This window comes from Methanoregula sp., from assembly GCF_041645475.1.
In the GTDB taxonomy this organism is placed as follows: Archaea; Halobacteriota; Methanomicrobia; order Methanomicrobiales; family Methanospirillaceae; genus Methanoregula.
The window spans coordinates 1-11,071 of the sequence record NZ_JBAZQA010000030.1 but is presented as its reverse complement, the minus strand read 5'-3'; the positions used below and the strand labels follow the sequence as shown (position 1 = coordinate 11,071).

Annotated in this window: 10 protein-coding genes and 1 pseudogene; 6 read left to right on the top strand and 5 right to left on the bottom strand. The window is 53.8% G+C overall.

The features are described from left to right. Positions 1 to 375 precede the first annotated feature (375 nt). Complete coding sequence (hxlB, locus tag WC598_RS15340) at positions 376 to 993, top strand: 6-phospho-3-hexuloisomerase (RefSeq protein WP_372962377.1); 618 nt, start codon at positions 376 to 378, stop codon at positions 991 to 993. 26 nt (positions 994 to 1,019) lie between these two features. Here hxlB and WC598_RS15335 read toward each other — a convergent pair whose 3' ends face one another. Continuing rightward, positions 1,020 to 3,158, bottom strand: a complete 2,139-nt coding sequence (locus WC598_RS15335; protein ID WP_372962376.1) for a clostripain-related cysteine peptidase — start codon at positions 3,156 to 3,158, stop codon at positions 1,020 to 1,022. Between the two features lie 147 nt (positions 3,159 to 3,305). Between WC598_RS15335 and WC598_RS15330 the strand changes: the two genes are divergently transcribed. From WC598_RS15330 to WC598_RS15320, 3 genes are all read left to right on the top strand, one after another. Continuing rightward, a complete protein-coding gene (locus WC598_RS15330; protein WP_372962375.1) occupies positions 3,306 to 4,424 on the top strand; it encodes an endonuclease Q family protein in 1,119 nt (372 codons plus the stop codon). Between the two features lie 164 nt (positions 4,425 to 4,588). Further along, positions 4,589 to 4,765 carry a 4Fe-4S binding protein gene (locus WC598_RS15325; RefSeq protein ID WP_319375123.1) on the top strand — a complete coding sequence of 59 codons (177 nt, stop codon included), beginning with the start codon at positions 4,589 to 4,591 and terminating at the stop codon, positions 4,763 to 4,765. Beyond that, entirely contained in the window at positions 4,755 to 5,951 is a 1,197-nt protein-coding gene (locus tag WC598_RS15320; RefSeq protein WP_372962374.1) for an NAD(P)/FAD-dependent oxidoreductase, read from the top strand. The genes WC598_RS15325 and WC598_RS15320 overlap by 11 nt, the downstream gene beginning before the upstream one ends. Here WC598_RS15320 and WC598_RS15315 read toward each other — a convergent pair. Beyond that, the gene (locus tag WC598_RS15315) at positions 5,940 to 6,608 is read right to left on the bottom strand and encodes a TrkA family potassium uptake protein (RefSeq protein ID WP_372962373.1); all 669 of its coding nucleotides are present in this window, start codon (positions 6,606 to 6,608) and stop codon (positions 5,940 to 5,942) included. The genes WC598_RS15320 and WC598_RS15315 overlap by 12 nt on opposite strands. Before the next feature lie 55 nt (positions 6,609 to 6,663). On the opposite strand from WC598_RS15315, the gene rnhB reads away from it, so the two are divergent. Beyond that, complete coding sequence (gene rnhB, locus WC598_RS15310; RefSeq protein WP_372962372.1) at positions 6,664 to 7,302, top strand: ribonuclease HII; 639 nt, start codon at positions 6,664 to 6,666, stop codon at positions 7,300 to 7,302. 47 nt (positions 7,303 to 7,349) lie between these two features. Next, complete coding sequence (locus tag WC598_RS15305) at positions 7,350 to 8,651, top strand: site-2 protease family protein (RefSeq protein WP_372962371.1); 1,302 nt, start codon at positions 7,350 to 7,352, stop codon at positions 8,649 to 8,651. A 463-nt stretch (positions 8,652 to 9,114) separates the two neighbouring features. Here the strand turns inward: WC598_RS15305 and WC598_RS15300 are convergent, their stop codons facing one another. From WC598_RS15300 to WC598_RS15290, 3 genes and pseudogenes are all read right to left on the bottom strand, one after another. Next, positions 9,115 to 10,197, bottom strand: coding sequence for an SPFH domain-containing protein (locus WC598_RS15300; RefSeq protein ID WP_372962370.1), 1,083 nt, complete (start codon positions 10,195 to 10,197; stop codon positions 9,115 to 9,117). 1 nt (position 10,198) lies between these two features. Next, entirely contained in the window at positions 10,199 to 10,657 is a 459-nt protein-coding gene (locus WC598_RS15295; RefSeq protein ID WP_372962369.1) for an NfeD family protein, read from the bottom strand. A 178-nt stretch (positions 10,658 to 10,835) separates the two neighbouring features. Continuing rightward, positions 10,836 to 11,071 (bottom strand): annotated as a pseudogene (locus tag WC598_RS15290) (hypothetical protein); the annotation flags it as partial.

Genomic DNA, 11,071 nt, shown 5'->3' with positions numbered 1-11,071 from the left:
TGCTTCGATGTGAAATTCTGCGAGGTTAATCCGGTTATGTCTGGCACATTTTGATTATCGCTGTACTAAGATATATTTCTAAGTATTACTTTATTCAAAACGCGGATATGTTACTGCGAAAGGTCGGCTGCACCTGCATTCTCTCAATAAGATAATCCCACCTCGGAGAATTATTAAAAACTCCCCAATATCCGGACTCGTCCTGGGGGGTCGGGGGGGAAAAATGATCGAAACTTGGCAACTACACCGGAACAATGGGCGGGTGGAGGATATGAAAAGTGACTGGTTGATTATTCCCCATGTTCCGGAACTATTCCCAAAACCCGCTGTATCGACACCCTCATTACGGATCGAACGATACATCCCTGTATACCCATGACCGAAGAATTTTTGGATATCCCGCTCTTCATGGAGCAGATGGCTGAGTCGATCCGGAAGACTGCGATTCTGATCAATAAGTCAGAGACCTCGGCATTCTTCCAGCAGTTGCTGGCAGCCAAGAGGATCTATATTGCAGGAGCAGGCAGGTCCGGCATCATAGCCCGGGCGTTTGCCATGCGTCTGCTTCACCTGGGATTTGATGTTTATGTTGTCGGGGAGACGATCACACCTGCGCTGACACCGGGTGATACCCTGGTAGTGTTCTCCGGGTCAGGAGAGACTCACACCATGGCTACATTCTGCACTACCGTTAAGGACCTGGGCGGGAGTGTCTGCCTTGTCACCGCATCCCCGGACTCAACGATGAGCCGGATCGCAGACTGCGTTGTGAACCTCGGGGATCTCACCGGGTATTACCGGGGGGATACGTCAACCTTCGAAGAGCGGCAGGTGACCGGGCAGTACCGCTCAATAGCATCCGCGTTTGCTCCGCTCGGGACCCTTTTTGAGACGCTGGCCCTCATCTTTTCCGATGCGGTCATCTCGGCGCTGATGATCGCCAAAAAAGAAGATGCCGGAGAACTGAAAGGGCGGCTCCTGAACGTGGGGTGAACTGCGTTTCGAATGATGTTGTCCCGTCAAATCAGTGACGGGAAAAGGTTTCCGGTTCTGGATGATACGACCGCTCCATTCCTGATACTGATTATCCTGAATTCGTCTGCCATCACCTCATTATCCTCGTCATAGTACGCCTGGAGTCCTGCTGCATAGGTTCCGTCAGGGAGCAGGGCATAGTTCATGGTCATATTCGGCGTAGCTGTTGTGCGGGAGAGCTCGAACTCCCCCGGAGTCCTGGTTTTCAGGTCAAACCCGGTAGTATAACTCGTAACAAGCGAACCGTTCGTGAAATGGTCTGTACTCCGGCTGAACAATTCACTGCCATCTTTTGTTGTCGAGTACGGTGTGAGGGCGGTCTCAATACTGCTCTTATTGCTCCTTACGTAGGTGACCAACGTTGCCTCCGTGATCTCTTTGTTCTCCTGCATCGTTACCCATGAATTATACTCGTCAAAACCACCGGCCGTCACGTCATCGTATTCCATATCAACGAAGAATGGCTGCGTCTTTAGCATGACTCCCGTCCCAGAGAAGAAGTGCTGGATCTGTTCCCAGAGTGATCCCTGTGCAGCGGAAGAGCTCCTGAAATAATACCACTTCCCATCCCATACAGGAATCTGGTACATCCTGTCAGTACTGGCGCTGGCCGGGACTGCACCTATCGCAAGGGCATGGGACCCGTTGATGAGATAATAAACGGTGTAAACACTTGCAGCATTATAGGGGTCATTGAGCTCATGCGTCCCGTTTCCTTTCCCGGTAAACGAGAGTGTTCCAAGTGACCATGTTTTCTTATCGGTTTCCTTTTTCACGGTATCCGGTGAGGAATACTTGTCGTTATCTTCAGATCCTGACACAGCCTGCTGCTCTGCAGTGACTGCTTTTTCTGATGAAACCGTGTCAGACCCGCCCTTCTGCGACACTTCAATCATCTTTATGAAGAATTCATCCCAGTGCGGGGCAACTCTGACAGCTTCGCCGTAGGAATTGTACTTCGCCCTATCCATTGCATCCGGCGTGGCTATTGAGATCCCGTACACGACCGGACTGTACTCGTTGTGCCGCTCGTAGATAACTGCGCCTTTGACGAGGCCGAGGGTCTTTTGCACGTCAGGCGCAAGTTCCGGCCTCTTGGCCTCGATATTCTGGAGGAGGGTGACGAGGTCCACGGACGTAGGCTTACTCCCGCTGCTTATCCCCAGCCTGACCGCATCATTGTAGGCACTTTTCAGATCATGCAGGCCCTGGTCGGTCTCCGCGAGGGGAACAAGTTTTGCTCCCAGCTCATCGAGACTCTCCCGTATTGCCGGCATTTTACTCACATCGATGATAGCCATGGTCTTGGCTTTCCCTGCGCTCTTTTCACTCCCTTTCCTGTCGATGTAGGCATCGCTGACTTTCTTCATGATCGTCTGTGCGTCAGTATCGGGATTTGCAAGGAGGGGTTCGATGATGGCTGAATATTCATAACTTCCCCGCTGGATCTCCTCGGACCCGAGCATCACGCCAGTGTAGGGCTGGACCGTCTTTCCCACTTCGACCGATGCCATGAGGCACGCATCGAACATGATAGGCTCGTACCGGATCCCGGACCCTTTCAGCGCACTGTCGATATCGCCCATCTTGAGCTGGTTACCGGTAACCTCGTCATTCCCGATCCCGTCATAGGAATTGCCATGATCAGCAATGATGAGGATCGTCCGCTCGGATGTCCGCGACGCTTTGGTCTCCAGGATGAACCGGGACAGAGTCGCTCCTGATCCCATGTCTGCACTGGTATCGGAATACAGGTACTGGTCGTTGCCGAAGATACCGTCTTTTGCATCCTGCTTGAGCTGCTCCCCGGTGGCTATCCGCATCCCGTGCCATCCCTCTTTCTTTGCTCCTCCGAATGCTACAACAACGTCGAGTTTTGTTGGATCGGCACTCTCTATTGAATTCACGATCTCTTTGAGGTCGTCTGTGGCCATCCCGCTGTCAGTCTCAAGATCACTGCCAACAATGTATGCGAGAACCTGGGTCTTTGCATGGTTTTGTGTTGCTTCGGCTGCTGCAATGCCGGACTGGGCGATCAAAAAAATGATCAGAACGGCGAAGAACAGAACCTTCCTGGAATAATATGAACTGCCTTTACCATGATGAATTCCCCCGGATTTCATAGTTTCCTGAAGAAGAGATATGGATTTATTCGTTTCTGTTTTATCCGACGAAGATCCTGTCGTGGTGAATACACGTTCGTCTCAACGGTGAGATCTACTCCCGATCCCCTCACTTATATTCCGCAACATCCAATCCGGTACGTAATCATGCTTGCCACCGCTGACCTGCACATCCACTCCCCGTACTCGATTGCTGTCTCCCGCTTCATGCAGCCGGAGCAGCTTCTTGCCGGGTGCAGGACCAAAGGTATCCGGGTCATCGGCACCGGGGATGCCCTCCACCCGGACTGGCAGAAGCAGTGGCAACCGTTTCTGGTAAATGATACAGGGATTGTTGTTGTTCCGCAGGGTGAGATCGAAGATGTGAACCGTGTCCACCATGTCATTCTCGCAGAAGATTTTGCCCAGTTCTCCCAGCTCCGCGACCTTATGGATGGGAAATGCAAGAGTTTTGCAACAACCGGCCGTCCCCATGTGTATCTCAGCGGTGAAGAGATTGCAGCGCTTGCCCACGAGGTCGGAGCACTGGTAGGCCCGGCCCATGCGTTCACCCCGTGGACCGCGATGTATGCGTACTTTGACAGCGTTCCTGCCTGTTATGGGACTGCAACGATCGATTTTTGTGAACTCGGCCTGTCAGCAGACAGCTCCTACGGTGCGGCTATTCCCGACCTCTACGATATTCCGTTCCTCACCAACTCGGACGCTCACAGCCCCTACCCGGACAAGCTCGGCCGGGAGTTCAACCGCATTGAAATTGGGCAGTCCACGGCAAAGGGCGTACTTGCAGCAATCCGTGAAGGTGCCGTTGTAATGAATGCCGGGTTCTTTCCCGAGGAAGGCAAGTATAACCGGACTGCCTGTACGAGGTGCTTTACGCAGTACTCGCTCGAAGACGCAATAGATCTCCAATGGCGCTGTCCTGCGGATGGCGGGATCATCAAGAAAGGTGTGTCCGACCGGGCAAAGGAACTCTCAACGGGCGGCACGGCACATCCCCGTCCCCCGTACCTCCACGTCATCCCGCTCGCCCAGATCATCCAGACCATGGAAGGATCCTCGTCCCCGAACACAAAGAAGTGCAGGGCGTTCTATACCTCGTTTATCGAAACGTTCGAAAACGAGATCGCCGTCCTCATTGATGTCCCTGTATCCGAGATTCGGGCGGTCCACCCGAAAGTTGCGGATGCCATCTCTGCTCTCCGCAGCGGAACCGTCACCCTCCATCCGGGAGGCGGCGGGAAGTACGGTACGTTCTCGCTTTAGGTGAGCCCGGCCGGGCCAGGTGTCCCGTCTCACGAAAGTACTGCTATGCGCAGGACAGCTTTTCCTGGTAGCGATGAACGGGAAGTACCCCCGATCAGTTGTACCCGGTCCCCCTCTTTCCAATCGTAAATATTAATGGAGCATGACGCCAACATGGTAAGTTAATGCTCAAAGTACATCGGGATATCTGTGGATATTGCGGATGTTGCGTATCGGTCTGCCCGGAAGGTGCCCTTGAACTGATCGATGCGTACCTGTCCGTTGAGAAGAATTGCACCAGCTGCGGTGTCTGCGCAAAAGTCTGCCCCCTTGGCGCCCTGGAGGTAGTCAATGAAAAATAAGTACGACATTCTTGTCATTGGCGGCGGCCCGGCCGGCGCCCTGGCAGCAAAGACTGCCGTGGAGAAAGGCCTGTCAGCCTGCATCGTCGAGAAACGGCCGGCAATCGGCGCCCCCGTCAGGTGTGCAGAAGGAATAGGCCAGGATGGCATCCGTGAATTCATGGAGCCTGACCCCCGTTGGATCTCTGCCGAGATGACCGGTGCAACGGTCGTCTCCCCCGATGGTTTCGTTATGAAACTCGAATCCGAACTGGCCGGCAGCAAAGTGGGGTACGTTCTCGACCGCAAGTTCTTCGACCGTGAGCTGGTCTGGAAAGCGGCGGAAGCAGGAGCCGATGTTGCCGTCAAGTCCCGGGCAGCAGCCCCCATCCTGGAAAATGGCGTTGTCAAAGGAGCCAAGATCGAGTACTGCGGCAAGATCACCAGTGTCCATGCCGATGTAGTCATTGCGGCAGACGGCGTGGAATCCAAGTTCTCGAAATGGTGCGGTATCGATACCACTGTCCCGGTCCGCGAGATCATGAGCTCGGTCCAGTACGTTATGACCGACATTGACATCGATGAACATTCCACGGTCTTCTATCTCGGGAACGAAGTTGCTCCCGAGGGGTATCTCTGGGTGTTCCCGAAAGGGAAACGGACCGCGAACGTTGGCATTGGTATCTCCGGCAGGAAGAGTGGCGAAGGGCACCGGGCCAAGGACTACCTGGACAGGTTTGTCAAGAAGACATTCCCGCACGGCAAGACCATCGAGTATATTCCCGGTGGCGTATCCGTCTGCCGGCCGCTTGCCTGCACTGTTGGTGACGGCCTGATGATCACCGGCGATGCAGCCCGGGTGGTCGATCCCCTGACCGGTGGCGGCATCTATAACGCGATGTACACGGGCAAGCTTGCTGCAACGGTCGCTGCCGAATGTATCGGCAAGGGCGATGTCTCCAAAAAAGCCCTCATGAAATACGACAAGGAATGGCGTGCCTCGAAGATGGGAAAAGCCATTGAGCGCAACTACCACATCAAGGAATACTTAATCAGACAATCCGATGATAAACTCAACGAGATCATCCACTCTGTTGCAAAACTCAACTTAAAAGAGTTCACGACGCTGACCCTGGTAAAAGAGATAATCCGGGTCAACCCTAAACTGATGCTCGATCTTGGGGTGCTCGCGGCATCACTCAGATAATTTTTTTAACTGTTTATTGAGGAGCCGGAGACAGTCGTCTTCAGCCTCTTTTTTCGTGAAGACCGTGAAGATATCGCCCGGCAGGATCTTCACGCTGCCGCTCGGGATGATCAGTTCCCCGTTCGATCTCCGGATCGCAATGAAGACAAAGTCCTTGACCTTGAATTCGCGGATCTCGTGCCCTACGATGGGCGACCCGTTCTCGGCAACGATCTCAAATATGGAACCCCCAGGGATCGATGCCAGCTGCTGGAGCTGCGGGTTCTGGGTCCAGTAATAGAGCCGGGAGGCAACGAGCTCGTCCGGGTTCTCGCTGATCCGGACCCCCACTTCCTTGAAAAAGTCGGAATGGGCCTGCTGGTTGACAATAGCGACAACGTTCTGCACCCGGAACTTCTTTGCAAGCCAGCAGGTCATCAGGTTGACGGCGTCGTCGCTTGTTGTCGCGATCAGGGCATCGGCCCGGTCAATCCCTGCTTCTTCAAGAACCGACCTGTCCGTAGCATTGCCGGTTACGGCGAGTACATCGTAGTGCTCCAGGACTTCACTGCACCGGGCCTCATCCTGGTCGATGACAACCACGTTGTGTGCATGCTCGACTGCATGTTTTGCAAGGTTCCTGCCAATGCCCCCAAGCCCTACGATGATGATGTACATACATACCGGTTACCCTCACCGGCATTTAAAATAATTTGCGCATCAACCTCTGCATGTGATATGCGGCGTGGATGAAGCGGGAAAGGGCTCGGTGCTGGGCCCGATGGTGATTGCTGCCGTTGGCGTGACCTCGGAGTCTGTTCTCGAAGGTCTGGGCGTCAAGGACTCAAAGGAGTTATCCCCTAAGGAACGCGAGCGGCTGTACGGCCTGATCCGGAAACGCTGCACGGTTTCGACTGTCCGGCTCGACGCGCAGGATATAGATCGCATCCGGGGTGAGATGACCCTGAACGCAGCAGTTGCCCGGGCCCATGCCCAGGCTATCAACAAGATCTCCCCCTCGTGCGCTTACGTTGATGCCTGCGATGTGAATACCCTCCGCTACGCCGAGATGGTAAAAAGCAGCCTTGACTCCCCCTGCGAGATAGTCTCCGAACACCATGCCGACCAGAAGTTCGCGGTTGTCTCGGCTGCCAGTATCGTGGCAAAGGTTGTCCGCGACCGGGCGATTGTGTCCTTTGCAAAGAAATACGGGGAGATCGGCAGCGGGTATCCGTCGGACCCGGTCACGATCCGGTATCTTTCTGACTATATCGATGAGCACAAAGTCCCGCCGCCCATTGCCCGGAAGAGCTGGAAAACGGTCAGTAATCTCATTGCCCAGAAGACCCAGCGCAGCCTTGGGGATTTCTGATCCGTGAGGAGAATTCCTTTATCCTTCCTGAACTGATATTAAGGCTGATGGACTGGATCCTTCTGATCGCGCTTCTCGTAGCGGCCTATGCCTTAATTGCGTATTATATCCATTCAAGGAAACTCTGGCAGGATCGTATCACGTTTTACGGCCCGCTGATGGCAATAAAGACAGACCGGGTTGGTTTCTTCGACCGCTTCATTCCGTTCAGCATGTTCCTGCGGCTCTATGGCACCCTTGGTGTGATTATGGTCGTTGTTGTCTCGGTCCTGATGACGGTCCTGCTCTTTATTTCCATACAGCACATTGTTGTCCAGCGCCCTGCCCTCACCATGGCCAACGATCCCAAGAACGCGCTGGCTATCCCGGGTGTGAACGATTTCATCCCGTTCACGTTTGCGGTCTGGTTTGGACTTATCATCACGATGATCGTCCACGAGTTCGGCCATGCCATCCTGTGCCGGGTGGAAGGGATCCGGGTAAAGACGATGGGAGTCCTGCTTGCTGTTATCCCCATCGGGGCCTTTGTTGAGCCGGATGAACAGGATCAGGAGAAATGTAAAGGGCTTGCCAAGATGCGGATGTTTGGCGCCGGGATTACCAATAACCTTCTCCTGGGGGTGGTCTGTTTTACCGCCATTATCCTGCTCCTTGGGCTTGTTGTCCCGCTCAACGTTCCGCTCATCCACGGCGTTTACGTGGACTCCCCTGCACACAATGCGGGGATTCCCCCCAATTCGGTGATACGGGAAGTGAACGGGGTCAGCGTTGCAACAAGGGATGAAGTGGCGAGGCTTCTCAACAGCACAAAACCGGGGGACTCCGTTACCCTGTTGATCGATACGAAAGGAAAGACCGAATCGCACACCCTGACGCTGAGCTCATGGCCAAAAGAACTGAGTACGCGTACAAGCGGTTTTATGGGGGTTACGTATTATGATGCACCTGCTGTAAAAGAGCAGTTCAACCGCTTCTACGATCCCATCGGTATTGTCGTCCTGCTCGCGGTCCCGCTCTATACGATCATGGACCCGGCCACATGGGGCCAGTTCAGTATCCTGACGGTGGACACCGTGGATGCCATGATGTGGCAGGTGCCGTTCCCGTACTTCTGGTTTGTGATCCAGATCCTCTTCTGGTGCGGGTGGTTCAACCTTGTTGTCGGGACGTTCAATGCCCTTCCCCTTCTCCCGCTCGACGGGGGTCTCATCCTCAAAGAAGCGGTCGATCGTATCCTCGACCGTCGTGGGTGGAGCAGGTATTCCGGGCATGTGGTCAGTATCATCAGCTACGTGATGCTGGCCGTGCTCCTTTCTGTCATGATACTGCCGTATATGATGAACCTGTGAGAAACAGTACCTTATCCGGAGTTTTCTTTTTTGCACTGCAAAAACTGCATTTTCAACGCGTTTTGGGGTATGCGGGTACACCTGGCATGGGGGAACCCTCCGGCTCATGTGCGTTTCTCCGGATCAGGTTTTCAATCAGGGTCTGCTGATTTTTTTTAAATCGCGATCATAAGGTGTTGGTAAACCTGCCTACAGTAGGATAATTATCCGTTTGTAGGATAATTATCCAACAGCAAATCGTTTTTTCCGGCGTGAGCTTTTCGGTTGATCAATCAAGGGTTGATTGAAAAAATGAGAGCAGGGGGTGAGGGGGTGATTGAAAATTATTTGCCGGAGATCGATTGCGATCCAAAAATTGTACCTGTACCTGCACGAAAGATGAGCATGCCGGCTTCCTGCCGGAATTGTTGGGTTTGCTGAATCCGGATATGAAAACAGGGATGATACCTGAAAAAAAGAAAATTTATTCGGTCTTGTCTTCAACGGGTACAGGAACTTTCCGCTTGCTGGTATCCTTGAGTTCGTCTTCCGAAACTTTCGGAACCGCGTCCTGTATATCCTTGAGGATTGCATCGATCGTATCCTGCTTTGGAATAACCCCGAGAATACTGTCATCCATGACCGGCCGCCCTGCAACCTCTTCAGCGGTTTCATCCTTTGCACCGAGGAACTTTGCACCCTGGCGGATCAGCTCGGAGATCTCGAACGGGAAGATGATCTTGGTTGCCTGTCCGTTGGCCATGGTCTTGAGGGCGTCCAGCGAGAGCACGGTGATTGCCTTTCTGTCAAGCGGTGCCGCTCCTACGGAGAGGATCCGGAGTCCCTGAGCTTCACCCTGTGCCTGGAGGATCTTTGAGAGCCGCTCTCCTTCTGCCCTGAGCACCTTGCTCTGGCGCTCTCCCTCTGCTTCTAGGATCATGCTCTGGCGGAGCCCTTCTGCCTTGAGGATGGCAGAGCGCTTCTCCCCGTCAGCCCTGAGGATCGCCGCCCGCCGGGCCCGCTCTGCTGCGGTCTGCTCGGTCATCGCGTTCTTGACCGCTTCGACCGGGTCCACTTCCTTGATCTCGACCCGCTCGACCTTGACACCCCACTGGTCGGTCTCGCGGTCAAGGATGTCGCGGAGCTTGGTGTTGATGACATCCCGGTTATACAGCACCTCGTCGAGTTCCATGTCGCCGATGATGCCACGGAGGCTCGTCTGGGCAAGGGCAACCGTTGCCATCCGGTAATTCGCGACCTCGAAATACGCCTTCTCCGGATCGATGACCCTGACATACACAATTGCATCGACATTGGTCGGGGAGTTGTCCTTGGTGATGACTTCCTGGCTCGGGACGTCCATCACCTGCGTGCGGAGGTCCAGTTTGGTTACCTCGCTGACAAACGGAACGATCCAGCGGAACCCGGGGTTCATCCGCCCGACATACTGCCCGAGGCGGACCTGAAGCCCCTGTTCGTACGGCTGGACGATCACGACCCCCTTGGCAAAGATTACAACTACGACAAGGATCAGGAATATGACAATGAGTGTATCGATAAACGGCATGTTATGTTACCTCTTCTACAACGATATGGACTCCTTCTGAATCGACAACTCTCACGGTTTTATCAGGAGGAATGATCTGGCCGGTCGAGTGTGCGCTCCATTCGGAGCTGGCGATCCTCACTTTACCGGAGAGTGTTTTCCCATCAACCGTTTTTATGACCTGCCCAACTTTCCCGATAAGGGAGTCCCGGCTGATCGTTGTCGGACTTTCATTGGTGGTGATGCGGCCGTACATCCAGACCGTGAAGCCGGCTGCGCAGATCGCAACAACAACCCCGATGACAACGCCCCAGCCCGAGTTGAAGATATCCACGCCCAGGAGGAGCAGGATCCCAAGGATGATCAACACGGTAGCCGGGACGGTGGCAAAGAATCCCGGGCTGTGCACTTCGACAAGGAGCAGAAACGCACCTATGACAATGAGCAGCCAGCCGAGAGCAATCCCTTCCAGAAGTACCATGATCAATGTTCATGTGTATACGGATAAAATTCTATGGGATTTTCAGGGTTTTATGAAGAAGAAGTCCATTATTTACCGGTTTGTTGATGTTAATCAGATCAATCCACCGCACCCCGATTCCCTTGTTCATATATGTCTGCCCGGTGTTTCCGGATGATGTAAAAAAATGGATCTGATCTTATCCCTGCTTTTTTGTTTTCCCCGTCAATGTCTCCTGCTCAACCAGCAGATTGATGACGGTCTCGGAAATATCCGCTGCATACTCCCCCGATCGCCGGATACTTTCAGCAACGTAACCTACGTGGATGGCAACAAGGGTCTCCTGCTTTAAGACCATATTGTTGATATCCCCGCAGATATTTTCAAGGGCTGCTATCGATTCGATATTCCGGTGGGCTTCCTTCATATCCGTGT

Bases quoted from the DNA above. Each gene is read 5' to 3' on its own strand.
- WC598_RS15295 (WP_372962369.1), bottom strand. From the start codon at position 10,657: ATGGTACTTCTGGAAGGGATTGCTCTCGGCTGGCTGCTCATTGTCATA.
- WC598_RS15300 (WP_372962370.1), bottom strand. From the start codon at position 10,197: ATGCCGTTTATCGATACACTCATTGTCATATTCCTGATCCTTGTCGTA.
- WC598_RS15315 (WP_372962373.1), bottom strand. From the start codon at position 6,608: ATGTACATCATCATCGTAGGGCTTGGGGGCATTGGCAGGAACCTTGCA.
- WC598_RS15305 (WP_372962371.1), top strand. From the start codon at position 7,350: ATGGACTGGATCCTTCTGATCGCGCTTCTCGTAGCGGCCTATGCCTTA.
- WC598_RS15330 (WP_372962375.1), top strand. From the start codon at position 3,306: ATGCTTGCCACCGCTGACCTGCACATCCACTCCCCGTACTCGATTGCT.
- WC598_RS15320 (WP_372962374.1), top strand. From the start codon at position 4,755: ATGAAAAATAAGTACGACATTCTTGTCATTGGCGGCGGCCCGGCCGGC.
- WC598_RS15335 (WP_372962376.1), bottom strand. From the start codon at position 3,158: ATGAAATCCGGGGGAATTCATCATGGTAAAGGCAGTTCATATTATTCC.
- WC598_RS15325 (WP_319375123.1), top strand. From the start codon at position 4,589: ATGCTCAAAGTACATCGGGATATCTGTGGATATTGCGGATGTTGCGTA.
- hxlB (WP_372962377.1), top strand. From the start codon at position 376: ATGACCGAAGAATTTTTGGATATCCCGCTCTTCATGGAGCAGATGGCT.